The sequence below is a fragment of the Flexivirga sp. genome (genome assembly GCF_035551235.1).
In the GTDB taxonomy this organism is placed as follows: domain Bacteria; phylum Actinomycetota; class Actinomycetes; order Actinomycetales; family Dermatophilaceae; genus Flexivirga.
In genome coordinates this window covers 43,312-61,752 of the sequence record NZ_DASZNO010000032.1, presented here as the reverse complement: position 1 = coordinate 61,752, position 18,441 = coordinate 43,312, and the positions used below count along the sequence as shown (strand labels likewise).

17 protein-coding genes are annotated in these 18,441 nt (G+C 67.5%); 11 read left to right on the top strand and 6 right to left on the bottom strand.

Going from position 1 to position 18,441, the window contains the following annotated elements:
- Positions 1-126: 126 nt before the first annotated feature.
- On the top strand, positions 127-1,191 hold the full coding sequence (gene speB, locus VG502_RS11485) for an agmatinase (RefSeq protein WP_325550193.1): 1,065 nt from the start codon (positions 127-129) through the stop codon (positions 1,189-1,191).
- Between the two features lie 25 nt (positions 1,192-1,216).
- On the opposite strand, the gene VG502_RS11480 is transcribed toward speB, so the two are convergent.
- Positions 1,217-2,605 (bottom strand): hypothetical protein, encoded by a 1,389-nt coding sequence (locus VG502_RS11480; RefSeq protein ID WP_325550192.1) that lies wholly within the window; start codon positions 2,603-2,605, stop codon positions 1,217-1,219.
- 277 nt (positions 2,606-2,882) lie between these two features.
- Between VG502_RS11480 and VG502_RS11475 the strand changes: the two genes are divergently transcribed.
- Positions 2,883-3,065: a hypothetical protein gene (locus VG502_RS11475; RefSeq protein ID WP_325550191.1), complete on the top strand. Its 183-nt coding sequence runs from the start codon at positions 2,883-2,885 to the stop codon at positions 3,063-3,065.
- 20 nt (positions 3,066-3,085) lie between these two features.
- Here the strand turns inward: VG502_RS11475 and VG502_RS11470 are convergent, their stop codons facing one another.
- Both VG502_RS11470 and VG502_RS11465 read right to left on the bottom strand, forming a co-directional pair.
- Positions 3,086-3,910, bottom strand: coding sequence for an alpha/beta fold hydrolase (locus tag VG502_RS11470; protein WP_325550190.1), 825 nt, complete (start codon positions 3,908-3,910; stop codon positions 3,086-3,088).
- Between the two features lie 95 nt (positions 3,911-4,005).
- Positions 4,006-4,524 (bottom strand): 8-oxo-dGTP diphosphatase, encoded by a 519-nt coding sequence (locus VG502_RS11465; RefSeq protein WP_325550189.1) that lies wholly within the window; start codon positions 4,522-4,524, stop codon positions 4,006-4,008.
- An 11-nt stretch (positions 4,525-4,535) separates the two neighbouring features.
- Here VG502_RS11465 and VG502_RS11460 point away from each other — a divergent pair, with 11 nt between their 5' ends.
- From VG502_RS11460 to VG502_RS11450, 3 genes are all read left to right on the top strand, one after another.
- Entirely contained in the window at positions 4,536-5,660 is a 1,125-nt protein-coding gene (locus VG502_RS11460; RefSeq protein WP_325550188.1) for a hypothetical protein, read from the top strand.
- 144 nt (positions 5,661-5,804) lie between these two features.
- Positions 5,805-8,531 carry a M4 family metallopeptidase gene (locus tag VG502_RS11455; protein ID WP_325550187.1) on the top strand — a complete coding sequence of 909 codons (2,727 nt, stop codon included), beginning with the start codon at positions 5,805-5,807 and terminating at the stop codon, positions 8,529-8,531.
- A 195-nt stretch (positions 8,532-8,726) separates the two neighbouring features.
- Positions 8,727-9,749, top strand: coding sequence for a 6-phosphofructokinase (locus VG502_RS11450; RefSeq protein ID WP_325550195.1), 1,023 nt, complete (start codon positions 8,727-8,729; stop codon positions 9,747-9,749).
- Positions 9,750-9,788: 39 nt separating this feature from the next.
- Here the strand turns inward: VG502_RS11450 and VG502_RS11445 are convergent, their stop codons facing one another.
- Positions 9,789-10,214, bottom strand: a complete 426-nt coding sequence (locus tag VG502_RS11445; protein WP_325550186.1) for a hypothetical protein — start codon at positions 10,212-10,214, stop codon at positions 9,789-9,791.
- 132 nt (positions 10,215-10,346) lie between these two features.
- Between VG502_RS11445 and VG502_RS11440 the strand changes: the two genes are divergently transcribed.
- From VG502_RS11440 to VG502_RS11430, 3 genes are all read left to right on the top strand, one after another.
- A complete protein-coding gene (locus tag VG502_RS11440; RefSeq protein ID WP_325550185.1) occupies positions 10,347-11,738 on the top strand; it encodes an MFS transporter in 1,392 nt (463 codons plus the stop codon).
- Positions 11,735-12,298: a dienelactone hydrolase family protein gene (locus tag VG502_RS11435; RefSeq protein WP_325550184.1), complete on the top strand. Its 564-nt coding sequence runs from the start codon at positions 11,735-11,737 to the stop codon at positions 12,296-12,298. The genes VG502_RS11440 and VG502_RS11435 overlap by 4 nt, the downstream gene beginning before the upstream one ends.
- A 285-nt stretch (positions 12,299-12,583) precedes the next feature.
- A complete protein-coding gene (locus VG502_RS11430) occupies positions 12,584-14,167 on the top strand; it encodes a DHA2 family efflux MFS transporter permease subunit (RefSeq protein ID WP_325550183.1) in 1,584 nt (527 codons plus the stop codon).
- A gap of 81 nt (positions 14,168-14,248) precedes the next feature.
- On the opposite strand, the gene VG502_RS11425 is transcribed toward VG502_RS11430, so the two are convergent.
- Positions 14,249-14,716, bottom strand: a complete 468-nt coding sequence (locus VG502_RS11425) for a PPOX class F420-dependent oxidoreductase (protein WP_325550182.1) — start codon at positions 14,714-14,716, stop codon at positions 14,249-14,251.
- A 95-nt stretch (positions 14,717-14,811) separates the two neighbouring features.
- Here VG502_RS11425 and VG502_RS11420 point away from each other — a divergent pair, with 95 nt between their 5' ends.
- Together VG502_RS11420 and VG502_RS11415 are read left to right on the top strand one after the other, a co-directional pair.
- A complete protein-coding gene (locus VG502_RS11420; RefSeq protein ID WP_325550181.1) occupies positions 14,812-15,840 on the top strand; it encodes an OmpA family protein in 1,029 nt (342 codons plus the stop codon).
- Positions 15,841-16,052: 212 nt separating this feature from the next.
- Entirely contained in the window at positions 16,053-16,367 is a 315-nt protein-coding gene (locus tag VG502_RS11415; protein ID WP_325550180.1) for a hypothetical protein, read from the top strand.
- A gap of 132 nt (positions 16,368-16,499) precedes the next feature.
- On the opposite strand, the gene VG502_RS11410 is transcribed toward VG502_RS11415, so the two are convergent.
- Entirely contained in the window at positions 16,500-17,087 is a 588-nt protein-coding gene (locus VG502_RS11410) for a TetR/AcrR family transcriptional regulator (RefSeq protein ID WP_325550179.1), read from the bottom strand.
- A gap of 95 nt (positions 17,088-17,182) precedes the next feature.
- Here VG502_RS11410 and VG502_RS11405 point away from each other — a divergent pair, with 95 nt between their 5' ends.
- The gene (locus VG502_RS11405) at positions 17,183-18,235 is read left to right on the top strand and encodes an NAD(P)-dependent alcohol dehydrogenase (RefSeq protein WP_325550178.1); all 1,053 of its coding nucleotides are present in this window, start codon (positions 17,183-17,185) and stop codon (positions 18,233-18,235) included.
- Positions 18,236-18,441: the final 206 nt, after the last annotated feature.

The following is an 18,441-nucleotide window of genomic DNA, read 5'->3' as shown; positions in this document are numbered from 1 at the left end:
ATCGAACGCACCTACCACCGACGCCGCCGGCAAGACCGCCTCGGCAGGTTGACCCCTATCGAATACGAGACCACCATGACCACACCAGCCGACCAGGCTGCGTGACTACCAACCTGTCACCTATCCGTGCAGCAGTCCCGTTCGGCCTTCCGACTGATGCTGGTGAGCTCAACTGATCAGAACCGGTGCACTGTCTACGTCAGCGCGCCAAACGCTAAGGGAGACACCATGTCCAATGAAGAAATCCGTGGGCAACGGCAGGAAGATGACCTGCCCCGCTACGCCGGGTTCGCGACCTTCGCCCTGCTCCCCCGGATCGACCAGGTACCCCACGCCGACATCGCAGTCGTCGGCGTCCCGTTCGACTCCGGCACGAGCTTCCGCCCCGGGGCGCGCTTCGGCCCGTCTCACATCAGGGAACACTCTCGCCAACTGCACCCGTACCACGCGGTCCACGACACGTTCCCATTCCAGAACCAACAGGTCGTCGACGCCGGCGATTTCGGGGTCGGCCCCTACGGGATCGACGCGGCCGTGGAGACCATCCATGCCAAGGCCAGCCGCCTGACCACCCACGGCACGCGGATCCTGGCACTCGGCGGGGACCACACGATCGCGCTCCCACTGCTCAGGGCAGCGGCGGAAGTGCACGGGCCGTTGGCCGTGCTGCACTTCGACGCCCACCTGGACACCTGGGACGTCCTGCACAGAGCCTCCATCTGGCACGGTTCCCCGTTCCGACGCGCCGCCGAAGAAGGCCTCCTCGACCTCGACCACTGCCAACACGTCGGCATTCGCGGCGGCATCTACGACCCCAGCGAACTACAGGACGACCAGCGCGCTGGCTTCCAGATCATCCGCGCAGAAGACTTTCAGGAACGCACCACCCACGGCATCACCGAGCAAATCCTGGAACGCCTCGGCACCGGAGCCGTCTATATTTCCATCGACATCGACGTGCTCGACCCCGCACACGCACCCGGCACCGGCACACCCGAAGTCGCCGGCATCACTACCCGCGAGCTATTCACAGTGCTCCGCGACCTCACGCCACTCAACATCGTCGGCGCAGACGTCGTGGAAGTTGCCCCAGCTTACGACCACGCCGGAGTCACCGGCCTGGCCGCAGCCCACACCGCATGGGAACTCCTCACCATCATGGGACTTCCCACAACGAAGACCCCCAAGTAACAGTCGCTCCGCTCATCGGGCATCGTCACAGTCCAAGTTTGGTGACGGCGTTGCCGTCGGCGGGTGAATACCTTCGCCGGTAGACAGCCACAGATTCGTGAGTGCGGTGCCCCGTCTGTTGTTGTATCTCCATGACTGTGGCCCCACCGCGGTCGGCGGCGGTCACGAACCCGGCCCGCAACGAATGCGCCGAATAACCGGCGGTCGGCAGCTTCGCTGCTGTGCGGGCCCGGATCAGGATGTCGGTGACCACTTCCCCGCTGATTGCGTCGCCGACCCGGCCACCACGGTGCACCGTCACAAACAACGGATCACCGGCCCCCAATGCCAGTGGCAGATCCGGAACAGCCACGTCGATGGGAGGGGCGCCTAACGCAGCCCGCCAGCTTGGCGGGGTCCGACACACATGCCTCTCAGGTTTGTCGGCGGTAAGCGCGCGACGGTGGTGGTGCAGGAACCACAACGCCGCGATCCGTTGCCGGCGCCCGACCAGCCGGGATCGGGTGGCCGCGGTCAGCAGGGTTTCGTCGCGACCCGGGGGTGCCCCGGCCGCCGACGCGAGCACCGCCCGCAGTTGCAGCCACCAGGTCAGCGCGCATGGCGGGCAGGTCGCTACGTGCCGTCCCCGCCACAACACGGTCGTGAGGCCGGCACCGTCTTGGTCGGTCTTGGACACCGGGATCCGCCAATGAAACCCGTCATGGGCGTGCCACGCCAGGTCACCGATGGTGGCGGCGGCGATCTCCGAGCGGCGTCGGCCGGCCGCGAACCCGCACAACAACAGCGCGGTATCCCGCAGGGCGGCCACACCCGCCGGGTACTTCGTGGTCTGGATCGCTTGCAGCATCAGCCGCAGCTCGTGCAGTTCCAGGGGTCGGGCGCGGCGTACCCGCGGCATGGAGCTGTCTCTGGCCTGCCGGCGCCGCACGCCGGACAGCGTCTTCTTGACCAGGTCGTCCCGACCGAGAGTCGGCAGCCGGTGGCGGCGATGCATCGCGTCAATCCCGACCACCCACCGTTCCAGCGTGGACGCCGCGTGCGGGCGAGTCCGGCCTTCTTCGATGCCCGCCCCGTACTCCGCGAGGTACTCCGCCACGTCCTGCGGGCGGGCCGGTAGGGACCGCACCCCGTGCCGGGCACACCATGCCTCCCACCGCCGCCAATCCGCGGCATACGCAATCCGCGTGCGTTCCGGCACCGCGTCATCTACCAACGCCGCCAACCGCGCCGACACCACCGGCGTATCCGCCACCGGTGATAACACCGGAATCACGCCGCCTTCGTCACCAGACGACCGGAGCTCACTCACCGCCGCTCCCCCATCATGTGCCGTATCCGACGATGACTGCTGGACGGATCTGCTCAAGCCCGATTTTCGCGGATTTCCCGTCATATTCACCACATCCAGCAGCATAGACAATGTTCAGCATAGGTGTCCTTATCCCGACTATCGTCCAGCGATATCGAGTTCAGGATGTGGAAGCTGCCGGCATCAGATCGTCTAGCGCCCTGCCTTGCGCTCGATCGATCTGTATCAATACGAGTCATGAGTCGATAGTGCGTTCACATCTCAGTGCGAACGGCCGCGCACCGCACGAATGTCGACGCACCAAGGACGGACACGCACTGAGCGCGGCCGCCACCGATCCGCGACCATGGCAGCCACACCGCTCAGGCGGGAGAAAACAGCGATGATTCGCATCCGGTGCTCGGCCGGCGACATCGAAGCGATCAAATTCGTGGTCGACCCTGCGTGGAACGTCCTGTCGAGCATGTCGCTCTTCGTGCAACCGTCCTCACGATCGCTGCACGCGGCGCTCGCGACCGCGCTGCGCGACCAGGAGGCGCAGGGGTCGCCATACGGGCCCGGCTGACCCGGGCCGGTCCCGACCGATCAGGCCCCGGTCAGATGCAGCAGCGGCTCACCGGCACGGTCGGCGGCCTGGACGACCGTCTGCACGATCGCACCGGCGACCAGCTCCGGGTTGTCGACCATCGGCACGTGCCCGCAGCCGGGCAGGGTCAGGTGGGAGACCGTCGGCAGCGCCTCGCGCGCGGTCGTGGCCTGGGACGGCAACAGCAGACGGTCGTTGGTGCCCCACGCGATCGTCACCGGCACCAGCGGCCGGCCACGGTAGCGGGCTCGCGAGGCGTACCACGCGACAGGGAAGAAGCCGGGCGAGTTGCGCAGGTTGAGCGCGTCGTCGAACGCGACGTCGGCCGGCACCCGCTCGGGGTGGGAGTAGAGCGCACGCAGGCTCACCTTGCGCAGGAACGCCTTGTCCGAGAAGACCTTCAGCACCGCACGCGGGACGTAGGTCGAGGCCTTCATGAGCGCCAGGTTGGCAATCACATTGGCCAGCCCGAGCGGCCCCCAGAAGCCGGCGGGTGAGATCGCGGTCGCGGTGCGGACGGCGCCCCGTGCTGCCAGCTCGAGCGCGAACAAGCCGCCCAGCGAGTTGCCGGCGACGTGCGGCCGGTCCAGGCCGAGCTCGGCGAAGAATTCCTCGAGCTGGTCGACATAGCTGTCCAAGCGATAGCTGTGCGGCTGGTCCGGCGCCGGTGACCGGCCGAAACCCGGCAGGTCGATGGCGATGACATCGAAGTCCTCCGCCAGCAGTTCGAAGGTGTCGCCCCAGGCCGAGCGCTGGTGTCCAATGCCGTGGATGAGGACCAGTGGGTCACCGGTTCCCTCGCGCGTGAATTTGATGTCGGTCATCTCGTAACCTCGCCTCGTCGCCCGCAGCGCGGGACACGTCCATGGTCAGATTCGGGACCTGCCCCCGAGATTCGTACGTGGCAGGACTTTAAACACTACCCACAAGTAGCCCCGCGTGGGGCGCTACCGACCGGTCGTGCCCGCAGCGTGAGGTCGGCGACCAGGGCGCCGGCCGCGTCATACGTGATGTCGGCCTCGATGCGCTCGCCGCGCAGCACGTGGGGCAGCCAGATGCGCGAGTCGTCCCACATCTCCCGTGTCGGCAGGGCCGCCACCGGGTGCCATTGCGGGTCGAGCTCGTCGGAGGCGACCATGTCGCCGGTCCACGTCGTGCACCGGTAGAGCGCCACCGACATGTCCGACTCGGGCGTGCCGGGAAACCGGAAGACGATGCGCCCCGCGTCATACAGGTCAGTGGGTATGACGGTCAGGCCCGTCTCCTCGAAGGTCTCCCGCACGGCCGCGTCGACATCGCTCTCACCCGGCTCGACGTGCCCGCCGATGCCGACGATCCGCCCCGTGCCGAAGCCGCGTTGCTTCAGCCCGAGCAGGACTTCCCCGTCGCCGGCGGGGTCGCCGCGCAACAGGAACACCAGGCACATCGGTTTCGTCATCACCGGCCAGCATGCCTGCAATCGCTGGGCGCCGACCCACCGCCCTTGTCATCATGTATGGCGTGCAGAGCGAAACACCGTCCGGCTCGGCCGACGCCGGTGACGAGTTGTCCGTGCTCGGGGTGGGCGAGGAATCGGCTGCCACGTACCGCGCGCTCGTGGCGGTGGCCGATGCCGATGCCGCGGAGATCGCGAAGCACACCGGCCTGGCCGAGGAGGAGGTCGCAGCGTCGTTCGAGGACCTGCGCGAGCACGGTCTGGCGGTCGAGCTCGCTCCGGACGGGCCTGGCCGTAAGCGGCTCCGGGCCACTCCGCCGAGCCTCGCCCTCACCCCGTTACTCGCGGCGCGGCGCAGCCAACTCACCACGGCCGAGGGAGTCATCGCCAAGCTCTCGGCGGCCTATCAGGCCAGCCGCCCGCACGCTTCGAGCTCACCGATCGAGGTCGTCCACGGACGCGAGGTGATCGCCCAACGTTTCGCGCAGGTCCAGCTGAGCGCCACCCGGCTGATCGAGGCGTTCCAACCCTTCTACGGCGGGTCACCGATCGTCCCCGTCGAGGACAATCCGGCCGAGAAGGAGGCGATCCGGCGTGGGGTCCGCTTCGTCATCATCATCGAGCGGGCATGGTTCGACCGGCCGGATGCCGGAGCGCTGGCCGGGGTCGCCCTGGCAGCCGGCGAGGAATTGCACGTCATCGATTCGCTCCCACTGCAGATGATCCTGGTCGACCGACGCATCGCAATGGTGCCGGTCGCACCGGCCGGCCAGGCCAGCGAGCCGGCGGCCGCGCTGATCCACGATCCCGGTCTGGTCGAGGCGTTCCGCGCCCTCTTCGTGTCCTACCGCGAGCGCTCGTGGGCGATCACCTCGGGGAAGGTCACGCCAGTTCAACTGGCTGACGCAGCGCGCGGCACCGATTCATCCGCGGCACAGCCCGACGAGGTCGACCGATCGATCCTTGCCCTGCTCAATGCCGGTTTCACCGATGTGAACATCGCTCGTCAGATCGGCATCGCTCCACGCTCCGTCCAGCGCCGGATGCACCGACTGATGGGCCTGGCCGAAGCTCGCAGCCGATTCCAGCTGGGCAGCCACGCAGTGCGCGCGGGGTGGTTGCCCGACCCTGCGGACTGACCCGTCATACCAACGACTGGTGCGAGTTCCCGCCATGGCGAGACCTCGCCGGGCACAGAGGGTTCTCCGGTCCGGCTCGCTCGGGCATCGTTCCTGGCAGTGCTGCCGGACCCCGCCGGAGCACGTCACGAAGGAAGACGATCGATGAGCAATTCACCCCTCAAGGGCGTGCTCGCCGCAGTCGCTGCGGCAACCACACTGACCGCGCTGGTCAGCGCACCTGCACAGGCCACCACACCACAGATCGGCTCGGCTCCGGCTGCCACGGGCACGAGCGCTCCGGCGCGCGCCACCGCCGGCGACCCCCTGGGCACCACCCCCACGAAGGCACCTCGGGCGACTCGCGGAATCGACAAGAAGGTCCACGCCGGCAAGCCGGCCGCAGCGGCCAGAGCGCATCTGACCGAGCACGCCGGCACTTACCACCTCGACGCCGACTCGCTGAAGGAGATCGCGACGACCTCGACCGCGAAGGGTCACTCCTCCGTTCGCTTCCAGCAGACGTATGACGGAGTCCCCGTCTTCGGTGCGCAGTACGTCGTGCAGACCCGGAACATCGACGGTGGTGTTCGTGTCGACTCGACCACCGGCCACGTCTACACCGAGCTGTCCGGGTCGATGAAGCCGGCGGTCAGCCAGACACTCGCCCAGCAGCGCCTCCACCTCGACCAGACGGTGGCAAGCATCGAGGATCCGACGATCACGGCACAGGGTCTCGTCGTCCTACCCAACGGATCAGGTTCTCCCGCTTGGCAATTCGAAGTATCCGGGACCTCTCGTGCCGGTAAGCCGATCAGTCAGCAGGTCTTCGTCGACGGTCGCGTCGGCGGCATCGCGCTGTCGTTCAACACACTCGACACCGCCGATGACCCGGGCGAGCCGGCCACCGCGACCGGAACGACCTTCCGTGGCTCCACTGTCACGCTCCAGGTGACACGAACCGTGGCCGGGAGCTACGAGCTGCGCGATCAGAGCCGAGCCATGCACGCCACGAACGGCGGCGAACTGCGCACGTATGACGCGCAGGGTCGCAACTACACCGAGTACTCCGGAACGATGCCTGCCGACACCCCGATCTACACCAGCCCTACGACGACGTTCAACGGCGCGGCGACTTCGATCGGGGCCGTGGACGCCCAGCTGAATGCGGGCAAGGTCTACGAGTTCCTGCGCAGCCACCTCGACCGCAACAGCATCGACGGCAAGGGCGGCACGATGAACTCCGTCGTCAATGTCACCAGCAACGGCAAGGAGTACGCCAACGCCTTCTGGGACGGCACCAAGATGGTCTACGGCAGCTACAACGGCGTGCCGTTCGCCAGCACGCTGGATGTCGTCGGGCACGAGATGACCCACGGCATCACCGAGCACACCGCCAACCTGATCTACCTCAACCAGAGCGGCGCGCTGAATGAAGCCGTGAGCGACTACTTCGGGAACGCCATGGAGGACGACGACCTCGGCATCGCGATGAACGACCCCGACTCCGGTCTGATCGGCGAATACCTCTGCACCGACAAGGCGCCCAAGGACTGCGCGTTGCGCGATCTCAACGACGGCAGAGTCGCCGGGACGGATTACCAATTGCTGCCGGTCGATTACGACAACGGCGGCGTGCACGCCAACTCGACGATCGTCGGCGGAGCGCTGTGGGACATCCGCCAGAAGCTCGGTGGCACCATCACCGACCAGCTGGTGTATGCCGCTCAGACCGACTACCTGACACCGCTGTCGAACTTCACCGACATGCGCACAGCCGTGGAGTATGCCGCGAAGGCGCAGGGCCTTTCGGCCGCCCAGCTCGCAGATATCGGCAAGGCGTTCGACGACCACGGCATCTACTCGGGCTGGGAGGAGAAGACCCGGACCAGTGACGCCACTCCCCTGATCAAGGACATGGTTCCGACATACGAGGGCTGGGCGCAGTCGGCGCAGACCTCTGCCGCGATCGACGGCGATCGATGGGCCAGCTCGGTGATGGACGTCGAGAAGTATTTCGCCGGCGACAACCAGTTCAACATCGTCACCGGCGAGTTCGGCAAGCCGGACAAAACCCGGACGATCAATGACCACGATGGATGGGATCTCAACCCGGCCATGGACGGCGACCGCCTGGTCTGGACCCGGATCACGCCCACGTCCGTCGACATCGTGGAGCAGAAGGGTGAGGGTCTCGGCGGAACGAGGGTCGTCGCCGGCAGCGAAGGCGACCAGATCATGCCGTCGGTCTCCGGCACCACCGTGGCCTGGCTGGACGTGCGCGGCGACGAGACCGACGTCTGGGTGAAACAGGGTGACGAGCCGGCACGGAACCTGACAGCTGCGTCCGGCACGCACGCGACCCGGGTAGCGGTGCACGGTGACGACCTGGCGTGGGTCGACTCCGGTCACACGGTCAACACCGTCAATCTCACCGACGGCCGGACCAGCAGCAAAAAGATCCCGGGCTGGGTCTTCACCTCGGTCAAGAGCCTGCAGTTCAACGCCACCGGCCTGTTCGTCCAGACCTCCGGATTCGGCGACTCGGTACTGTTCGCCGACCCGGCCGACGCGACGACGATGCGGAAGCTGGACTTCGGCAAGGGCCTCTACAGCGCATCGTTCACGGTGAACGATGACTACGCCGCGTTCGACACCTACGGCCCGTGGAGCATCCTGGGCTCCGCACCCAGCAACGAGGAGATGCCGAAGGTGCAGATCGCACCGGTGCAGGATCTGCTCGCCGGCAAGGCGACCTGGCAGCGTGCTGCCTGCGGCGCCGGCGCGGAGATCGCGCCCCAGCTCGGCGACGGCCAGCGGTTGGTCTGGCTGGACACCAGCTACGCCCGTACCGACCTGGTCACCCGGGAATCGATCGCTGGTACCTGCTGACCCGGGCGAGTTCGCAGGGAGGGACGGCGTGGGACCACACGCCGTCCCTTTCCGCGTCAGCCGGCCGGCAACAGCTCGGGCGACCAGGCTGCTCGGCCCGGTATTCCGCCCTGGCCATCTCACACCTCGACAACATCGTGGACATCCACCCGTCGGTCGACGGAAACCACCACGATGGGTCACGTGAGCAACGGCATGACCATCGGAATCCTGACCAGCGGCGGCGACTGCCCCGGCCTCAACGCGGTGATCCGTGGGGCGGTGATCAAGGGCGACCGGATCCACCAGGTGCCCTTCCTCGGCGTCCACGACGGCTGGCGTGGCCTCATCGAGGACGACATCGTCCCGTTGCCCCGTCGCGACGTGCGCGGCATCTCCCGCGCCGGCGGCACGATCCTGGGCACCTCGCGCACCAACCCCTTCGAGGACGGCGGTGTCGAGCGGGTCCGCGAGGTGATGGACGCGCACGGTATGACGGGGCTCATCGCGATCGGCGGCGAAGGCACTCTCACGGCGGCCCGCCGGCTCGCCGACGAGGGCATCCCGGTGGTCGGCGTGCCGAAGACGATCGACAACGACCTGTCCGCCACCGACTACACGTTCGGCTTCGACACCGCCGTGTCGGTGGCGACCGAATCGATCGACCGGCTGCGCACCACCGCCGAGTCGCACCACCGCTGCATGGTCGTGGAGGTGATGGGCCGGCACGTCGGGTGGATCGCCCTGCACGCCGGCATCGCGTCCGGAGCGCACGCCATCCTGATCCCGGAGGTCGACGTGTCGATCGAGCAGATCTGCGGCTGGGTCGAGGACGCCCGCGACCGCGGCCGCGCGCCGGTCGTGGTCGTCGCCGAGGGCTTCGTCCCCTCCGGCGAGGAGCACCTGCACGCACCGCGCGGCCTGGACGCGTTCGGCCGGCCGCGGCTCGGCGGCATCGGCGAACGGCTCGCTCCGCAGATCGAGGAGGCCACCGGCATCGAGACCCGCGCCGCGACCCTCGGACACCTGCAGCGCGGCGGCGTGCCCTCGGCATACGACCGGGTGCTCGCGACACGCTTCGGCACCGCCGCCGTCGACGCGGTCATCGAAAAGCAGTGGGGCACAATGGTTTCGCTGATCGGCACCCAGATCGAGCGCGTTGATCTGCACTCCGCGACGACCGTGCTCAAGACGGTGCCGCAGGAGCGCTGGGACGAGGCCGCGATCCTCTTCGGGTGAGCGGGTCGAGTAGCGCGAGCCGCTAGCCCTCCGGACTACTCAACCCGCGAGGGCCGTCACCACTTCGGCGACGTATGACGCGACGGCGTCGCTCACCCGGGCAACTCCTTCGAGGGGCGGGCCGACATACTCCGGGGCGAGCAGGCCGGCGTCACCCAGGGCATGCACCAGGGCATGCTTGACCTCGGGCCGGGACAGCCCGGCCGGGACCGGAAACGCATAGATGTCAGCCGCTTCCGTGGTCTTGATCTTCGGGAAGCGCTTGGCGACACGCCCCAGTTCCTTGTCCTTGGCGTGCACGTGCAGCCACGTGCGCAGCGCGGGCGGCATACCCGTCGTGCCGACATACAGGACGTTCGCGCGGGGGTCGGGGCTGTCCGGCAGCCGCCATACGTAGACCCACGAATCCGGTCGATCCCCAAGGAGTTCGCCGTCTCGGACGTGCCAGACCTGGTTGCCATCCACCACCCAGTTGTATCGCGGAAACCGATACGTTTGCACGTATGAAGTTGATTGAAAATAGGGCACAGGGGCTCACGATCCGTTTGCGTTGCGGCGAGCTCGCGAGCCGCAACGCAGGCGGAGAATGAGACCTCGATGACGCAGTCGCGCGCTGATGGGCCCGATCTGACCAAGCTCGTCGCGGCGGCCGCCCCGGACAGCGATGACCCGTTGCTGCGCAGCGCCGTACGGCGCTCGGTGCGCCGGCTCGTGCCGTTCGTCGCGCTGCTCTACTTCGTCAACTACCTGGACCGCACCAACATCGGCTTCGCGGGACCCAACGGGATGAACGACGACCTGCACCTGTCGGGGTCGATGTTCGGCTTCGCGTCCGGCATCTTCTTCCTGGGCTACCTGCTGCTCGAGGTGCCGAGCAACATGGCGCTGCACAAGTTCGGCGCCCGCCGGTGGATCGCGCGGATCCTGGTCACATGGGGCATCGTGGCGGCGGCGATCACCTTCGTGCCCAACGCGGGCTCGCTCTACGTGCTGCGGTTCCTGCTCGGGATCGCCGAGGCGGGCTTCTTCCCGGGGATCGTGCTCTACCTGACCTACTGGTTCCCGCAGCGCCAACGCGCAAGGATGACAGCGCTTTTCATGGTGGCAGTCCCCCTGTCGAGCGCCATCGGCACGCCGATCTCGTCGCTGCTGATCGAGCACGCGCACAACTGGCTCGGCCTGGAGGGCTGGCGGGTGATGTTCCTGGTCGAGGGCGTGCCCGCGGTCATCCTCGGTGTGGTCACCTGGTTCTACCTCACCGACCGGCCGGAGAACGCCAAGTGGCTGCCGCCGGCCGAACGCGACGCCCTGCAACGCGTGCTCGACGCCGAGGAACGCGGCCGCAGCCGCGCCTACCAGGTCAGCATCCTGCAGTCGCTGACCCGACCACGGGTCTGGGCGCTCGCGTTCGTCTACTTCGGGATCGTCTACGGCCTCTACGCACTCGGCTTCTTCCTGCCGACGATCATCTCGGGCTTCGCCGACCAGTACGGCACCAACTACTCGATCGTGCAGCGCGGTCTGATCAACTCCGTGCCCTACGTCATCGGTGCGCTCGTCATGGTTCCGTGGGCGCTGCACGGCGACCGGACCCGCGAGCGCGTCTGGCACGTCGCCGGGCCGACCATCGTCGGTGGCATCGCCATACCGATCACGCTCTATCTGGGCAGCCCGTTCGCGGCGATGGTCGCGGTCACGATCTGCGCCGTCGGCATCATGTGCGCGCTGCCGACCTTCTGGGCGCTGCCGACGAACTTCCTGTCCGGTGCCGCGGCTGCGAGTGGCATCGCGCTGATCAACTCGGTCGGCAACTCGGCCGGGTTCTTCGCGCCATACTTCACCGGCTGGCTGAAGGACGGCACCGGCACCGAGAAGACCGGCCTGTGGCTGGTCGGCATCGTGATGGTGCTCGGCGGGTTGCTCGCCGTGCTGCTGCGTGCGGCGCCACCGCCCAAGGACGAGAATGCTGCCGAGGTGATCGCTCAATGACAACCGTCCTGCTGCTGCACTCGGCGCTCGGGCTGCGGCCTGCGGTGACCCGGTTCGCGGACGCTCTGCGGGAACGCGGGCACGACGTGGTGACGCCGGACTACTACTCCGGCAACGTCTTCGACGACAACTGCGCGGGGCTCTCACATCGCGATGACGTGGGCCCGGCCCAACTACTGGCCCGGGTGCGGCCGATCATCGACGAACTCCCCGCCGACACCGCCCTGGCCGGCTTCTCCCTCGGCGCTGCCTTCGCGCAACGCCTCGCCGCGGACCGCCCACAGGCCGCCGCCGTGGTCCTGATGCACAGCGTCGCCGCGCCCCGGCGCGGGAGCTGGAGCGGCCAGCCGGTCCAGGTGCACCGGTATGCCGAGGACCCCTTCGTCGATCCGGCCGACCTGCAGGCCCTGGGCGATGCCGTGCGCGCATCGGGCGCCGGCTTCGAGGATTTCGTGACCGCAGGCAAGGGGCACCTGTTCACCGACACCGACCTGCCCGACGGCGATGCGGCCGCCACCGCCGCCACCATCGAGCGGGTTGCGCAGCTGCTCTCCCGATAACGGGGTGTTGTCAGGCCACCAAGGCAACGTTGGACAGTTGACCCAGTACACGGAAATTTCATTTCCGGAGAGAGCCTCCGAGTAATACGCTGGGTGAGTTGCCCGGGGGCGGCCTTGTGCTGTGCTGCAGCGTCGGCGGTGAAACCGCGGTGAAACCGACCCCGGTCAGGCTGTTGCCGAAAGCCTTTCACTGCCCGAAGGAGGGGGAAGCGTGTCAAGCGCTATACCCGTGGAGAACCCAGAAGATATCTCGCAGCGCCGAGGACACCACACGAGGACCTACGCATGAGCACCGCCGCACCCGTTGAATATCCGGAAGAAATCGACGGCGCCGTCCTCAAGGTCGCCGGAGTCGTCGTCCTCGGTGCGATCATGTCGATCCTCGACATCACCGTCGTCAACGTCGCACTGCCGACCTTCCAGCGCGTCTTCGCCGATGGCGGTGACCCCGTTGCCTATTCGACCGTCGCGTGGACGGTGACGGCATACACGCTCTCGCTCGCGACCGTCATCCCGCTGACCGGCTGGGCAGCCGACCGGTTCGGCACCAAACGCCTCTACATGCTGGCGATCCTGCTCTTCACCCTCGGTTCCGCACTGTGCGCGACGGCCGGCTCGATCGAGATGCTGATCGGCTTCCGCGTGCTGCAGGGCCTCGGCGGCGGCATGCTCATGCCGCTCGGTATGACGATCCTGACCCACGCGGCCGGCCCGAAGCGGATGGGCCGCTTGATGGCCATCCTCGGCGTGCCGATGCTGCTCGGCCCGATCGGCGGCCCCATCCTCGGCGGCTACCTCATCGAGCACGCCAGCTGGCACTGGATCTTCCTGATCAACGTGCCGATCGGCCTGATCGCCATCATCTACTCGTGGTTCGCCCTCGAGAACGACAGCCCGACCCCATCGGAGTCCTTCGACTTCGTCGGCATGCTGATGATGTCGCCCGGGCTGGCGCTCTTCCTCTTCGGCGTGTCCTCGATCCCGACCGACGGACTCGGGTCCGCCAAGGTGCTGATCACCGCGATCATCGGCCTGGTCCTGATCGCGCTGTTCATCCGGCACACGTTCAAGCCGAAGCACCCGCTGCTCGACCTGCGGCTCTTCAAGAACAAGCTGCTGTCGATGTCCACCATCACGATGTTCCTCTTCGTGGCGGCGTTCTTCGGCGGTCTGCTGCTGGTGCCGACCTACTTCCAGGCGGTCCGTGGCGAGTCGACGTTCGACTCCGGCCTGTTGGTCGCGGCTCAGGGCATCGGCGCGATGATCACCATGCCGCTGGCCGGTGCATTGGTCGACAAGATGCCCGTCGGCCGGGTCGTGCCGTTCGGTCTGGTCGGAATCATCGTCGGCATGTTCATGCTCACCCAGATCGACGAGCACACCAGCTACTGGTACATCCTGCCGGTGCTCTTCCTGATGGGTCTGGGCATGGGCGGCACGATGATGCCGATCATGACCTCGGCGCTGAAGACACTGCGGCCGCACGAGATCGCGCGCGGTTCGACGCTGCTCAACATCGTGCAGCAGATCGGTTCGTCGGTCGGTGTCGCAGTGATGTCGACGGTCCTGACCGACCGCCAGAAGGCCTCGCACTTCGTGCAGATCGGGCAGGCACTGCAGGAGCAGGCCCAGCACAAGCCGCACCCGCTGCCGCCGAGCAAGGATCAGCTGCAGGCAATCGCCCAGGCCGGTGGCCAAAAGCAGTTCATGGCCAACGCGCTGCACGACCTCGCCGGGTCGTTCAGCACGACCTTCTGGGTCGCCGCGGTGCTCTGTCTGCTGACGGTCATCCCGGCACTGATGCTGCCGCGCAAGCCGCTGCCGGAGCCGGTCGCCGGTGAGGACGCTGCGCCGATCATGATGCACTGAGGCTCACCCCACGAAGTTTCTCCTGCACTTCGTGGAAAGGCGCCCGTACTCAGCCGAGTACGGGCGCCTTTCTGTATGCCGTCAGTCCTTCGCCATCTCGGGCGGGAACCCGCCGGTCGCGATCGGGCCCCACTCGGTGACGGTCACCGCGATCAGCGACTTGCCCTGGTCGCGCATCGCCTGGCGGTATTCGTCCCAGTCGGGGTGCTCGCCGGAGATGCAGCGGAAGTATTCGACCAGCGGCTCGACCGAGTCCGGCAGGTCGATCACGCGCGCGGTGCCGTCCAGCTGGACATAGGCGTCGTTCCAGTCATCGGACTGGATCAGCAACGACACCAGCGGATTCCGCCGGATGTTCGCCGCCTTCGCGCGCTGCGGATAGGTGGAGATCAGCACCTCCCCAGTCTCGCCGACGCCACAGGTGACCAGGGACAGCTGCGGTGCGCCGTTGCGCTTGTGCGTGACCAGCGTGGCCCGATGACGGGTGCGGACGAAGTCCAGCAGTTCCTCGCGATCCACTCGCTGTGCGGTGGCGATACGTGGTGACATGCTTCGATCGTAGGCGGGGTGTTCGGGAGGGAGCGTTTCGCGGGGTCGTTGCGTCATACCCGAGCGATCGAGCGAATGCGGAAGGATCAGGGGACATGAAGCGAATCACCTCGTTGACGACGGCCACTGCGGTGCTGGCGGCGGCCGCGTTGCTGAGCGCGTGCCAGCAGCAGGAGGCGGGTCCCGCCGTTTCGACCGGCAGCGCGACCTCGGGCTCCTCGTCGGACGCGTCGCAGTCGTCGGACTCACCGAGCACGAGCGCGAGCACGAGCACGAGCGAGCAGCCCTCCAGCGGTGGGACCGGCCCGGAGGCTGGCGCGCTGAGCAACAGCGGTGGTTGGTATGCCGAGGGCAGCAGGGTCACCTTCGTCTACAACAACGGCATCCGCTACACCGTCGACACGGGCGCCCCGGTCACCGACCTGCACCACACCAAGAGCAGGACCGCCAAGGGTTCGCTCACCCTCACCGCCACGCAGGCGACATGGGTCGCCGCCAGCGGCACGCCCTCGACCGTCAACAGCAAGGGCGCCGGCGTGATCGCCGACCGGTCCGGTGTCATCGGTGTCCTGCCCGACGGGTCGGTGACCTGCGCGAACAAGAAGGGCCTGCAGTTCGTCGGGTCCGACGGCGCCAAGGGTGCCGCGTCCACGAGCGGCCTGTTCTATGTCGACAAGTCCGGCAAGAGGACGATCGCCGGCAAGCCGCCGCAGGGCGCCAAGCTCGCCGGCCGGTATGTCGTCTGCAACGTCGGTGACACTTCGACGGTCGATCTCAACGCCGACGTGCTCTTCGCCTTCGGCAGCGCGAAACTGACGGCTTCCGGCAAGCAGGTGGTCGACCAGACCGCTGCGACCATCAAGGCGCACGTCACCGGCAAAACGGTCGCCGTCGTCGGCAACACCGACTCCAAGGGCAGCACCGCGTTCAACCTGAAGCTCGGCAAGCAGCGCGCCGACGCCGTCGCTGCGGAGTTGCGCGCCAAGCTGCCCGGTGTCGACCTGAAGGTCACCAGCAATGGGGAGTCGAAGCCGATTGCCGCCAACACCACCGCCGACGGCGCCGACAACCCGGCCGGCCGGGCCAAGAACCGCCGCGTCTCGATCTCCTGGGGCAACAAGTAGCCCTTCTCCGGAGATCCTTGAGGAGTTCGCGAGGGACGAGCGAACGTCTCGAGGCCCCCGCGACTCAAGGTGGCCGAGGAGCCGGTGAGGGACGAGCCGGCGTCTCAAGGCCCCCCGCCGACTCAAGGTGGCCGAGGAGCCGGTGAGGGACGAGCCGGCGTCTCGAGGTCCCGCACGCAGGCCTTCCAGTTCGGCGAATTACAGTCGGCCACATGGCTCTTCGTAACGCGACCGACGTCCAGACCGCACCGCTCGCCGCCCTCGGACTGGTCGGCGGATTCCTGACCGCACGCGAGACCGGCATCCGCCCGCTCGGTGGTGTCGTGCTGGCGGCGGCCGGTGTGTATGCCGGTCGCACCTGGCTGGCCAAGTCGGGACCGGCCGGTACCGCTGCGCTCAGCGCGCTCTACCTCGGCTCGTTCGGCGCGTCCCACCCGCTGGCCAAGAAGATCGGCGCCTGGCCGTCGGTGTTCACCGCAGCCGCGGTCAGCGCCGGCGCGGCATACCTCGTGGCCGATCGGACCTGACACCACACTTGCCGAATGACGGCTTCTTCGGCGAACGACGGCGGGATCGGACCGTCGCTCGGCGAGGGAGCCGTCATTCGGGGAGATTTGAGGGCGTCAGTCGATGTGTCAGTCGATGTGTCAGTCGATGTGTCAGTCGATCAGCACCGCTCGCCGGACGCACTCGCGCAGCAACTCGCGACGGCCACTGTGGACCCGCTTCGGCTCCTCCCCCGTGGCGGCGTAGACATTGCTGACCGGTGACCAGGCCATCGACATACCGATGACCAGCGCCATGATGTCGAACGGATCACCCGGCTGCACCGACCCGGCCGCCTGACCGTCCGCGATGATGCGCAACTTGCGATCGTCCAGCCGATCGGCATCGTCGACGAGGTGACCCGCGGGCCGGCGCTCGAGGCGGTTCCAGGTGGCCAGTCGAATGAGATCGGGCCGCCGCAGGTATTCGTCGTAGAGGCGCACTGCCCAGTCCGCGAGATCCGGCGACTCCAGCGGGACGACCTCGATGATCCGCTCCAGCGACGCGCCGAAGATCGCGTCGAACAGCCCGTCCTTGCTGCCGAAGTAGGCGTAGAGCTGCGCCTTGTTGGTGCCTGCGGCGGCCACGATGCGCTCCACCCGAGCGCCCGCGATGCCGTGCTCGGCGAACTCGGCCGTCGCCGCTTCGACGATCCGGTTGCGTGTTGCTTCGCCGCGCGCTGTCAGTTCCTTCTCGGGCATCGCCCCACCGTACCCAACAGACCAGTTGGTTTGTTTCTCCGTTTCATCCGCCGTACGCTGAAATAGACCGAACAGTCTGTTTAGAGAGCGTTGTGATGAGAAGAACCCCTGCATGGACCGCGACCGGGTCCGCCGGGCTGCGCACGGCCCCGCTCGAACGGCGCGACCTGCGGCCCGACGACGTCGCCGTCCGTGTCGATTACTGCGGTGTCTGCCACACGGATCTGCACGCACTGCGCTCGCACGCATCCGATTCCGCCGACCCACTGGTGCCCGGCCACGAGTTCACCGGTGTCATCACGGACGTCGGCAGCGCCGTCCGGCACTTCGCGGTGGATGACGCCGTCGCGGTGGGCAACATCGTGGATGCCTGCCTCGCCTGCGACATGTGCGAAGCGGGACAGGAGAACTTCTGCCGCGAGTTCCCGACCCTGACGTATGGCGGGACAGACCGCCAGGACGGCCGGCCGACGTTCGGCGGTTTCTCGCGGGAGTACGTCGTGCGGGAGGAATTCGTCTACGCGTTGCCCGATTCCCTGGACCCCGCCGCTGCCGCACCGTTGCTGTGCGCCGGCATCACCGTCTGGGAACCGTTGCGAGCATTGGACGTTGGGCACAACACGCGCGTCGCCGTTGTCGGCCTCGGCGGCCTCGGTCATCTCGCCGTCAAGCTGGCGGTGGCACTCGGCGCGGAGACGACCGTCATCAGCCGCTCCCCCGACAAGACCGACGACGCGCGGCGGCTCGGCGCCCGGGACGTGCTGGTCTCCACCGATGCGGATGCGATGTCCGCGGGCCGGGGGCGCTTCGACGTCATCATCGACACCGTCGCCGTCGCCCATGACCTCGGGCCCTACCTCGCCCTGCTCGCCCTCGACGGCACGCTCTCACAGGTCGGCTTCCTCGGGCCCGTCTCCGTCGACAGCCTGGACCTGCTCATCGGGCGCAAGAAGCTCACGTCCGCCGGCAGTGGCGGCCGGGCGCACACCGCGGAGCTGCTCGAGTTCTGCGCGGAGCACGACGTGGTGGCCGAGATCGAGCTGCTGCCCTCGGCCCGGGTCAACGAGTCGCTGGAGCGGCTGGCCCGAGGTGACGTGCGCTACCGGTTCGTCCTGGACATGGCGGATCTGGACGCATTGGCGGACTGACTCGTCCGCGAATTCTCTCGTGCGTCGGGCCGGGAGACCGAGTATCCTCACGGGCATGTATGACGCGCAGCGCACGACGACGCCGGATCTCTCCGGCGATGCCGTGTTGCGCTGACACACCTGCCCACCACCGCCCGGAGTCGTCTCCGGGGCGTTTTTCGTTGCGGCGGCGAACCGGGCACCTATTCCGAGGGATGCCATGAAAA

Coding starts and splice junctions, on each gene's coding strand:
- VG502_RS11480 (WP_325550192.1), bottom strand. CDS start 2,605: ATGCTGCTGGATGTGGTGAATATGACGGGAAATCCGCGAAAATCGGGC.
- VG502_RS11475 (WP_325550191.1), top strand. CDS start 2,883: ATGATTCGCATCCGGTGCTCGGCCGGCGACATCGAAGCGATCAAATTC.
- VG502_RS11470 (WP_325550190.1), bottom strand. CDS start 3,910: ATGACCGACATCAAATTCACGCGCGAGGGAACCGGTGACCCACTGGTC.
- VG502_RS11465 (WP_325550189.1), bottom strand. CDS start 4,524: ATGACGAAACCGATGTGCCTGGTGTTCCTGTTGCGCGGCGACCCCGCC.
- VG502_RS11460 (WP_325550188.1), top strand. CDS start 4,536: ATGCCTGCAATCGCTGGGCGCCGACCCACCGCCCTTGTCATCATGTAT.
- VG502_RS11455 (WP_325550187.1), top strand. CDS start 5,805: ATGAGCAATTCACCCCTCAAGGGCGTGCTCGCCGCAGTCGCTGCGGCA.
- VG502_RS11450 (WP_325550195.1), top strand. CDS start 8,727: ATGACCATCGGAATCCTGACCAGCGGCGGCGACTGCCCCGGCCTCAAC.
- VG502_RS11440 (WP_325550185.1), top strand. CDS start 10,347: ATGACGCAGTCGCGCGCTGATGGGCCCGATCTGACCAAGCTCGTCGCG.
- VG502_RS11435 (WP_325550184.1), top strand. CDS start 11,735: ATGACAACCGTCCTGCTGCTGCACTCGGCGCTCGGGCTGCGGCCTGCG.
- VG502_RS11430 (WP_325550183.1), top strand. CDS start 12,584: ATGAGCACCGCCGCACCCGTTGAATATCCGGAAGAAATCGACGGCGCC.
- VG502_RS11425 (WP_325550182.1), bottom strand. CDS start 14,716: ATGTCACCACGTATCGCCACCGCACAGCGAGTGGATCGCGAGGAACTG.
- VG502_RS11420 (WP_325550181.1), top strand. CDS start 14,812: ATGAAGCGAATCACCTCGTTGACGACGGCCACTGCGGTGCTGGCGGCG.
- VG502_RS11415 (WP_325550180.1), top strand. CDS start 16,053: ATGGCTCTTCGTAACGCGACCGACGTCCAGACCGCACCGCTCGCCGCC.
- VG502_RS11410 (WP_325550179.1), bottom strand. CDS start 17,087: ATGCCCGAGAAGGAACTGACAGCGCGCGGCGAAGCAACACGCAACCGG.
- VG502_RS11405 (WP_325550178.1), top strand. CDS start 17,183: ATGAGAAGAACCCCTGCATGGACCGCGACCGGGTCCGCCGGGCTGCGC.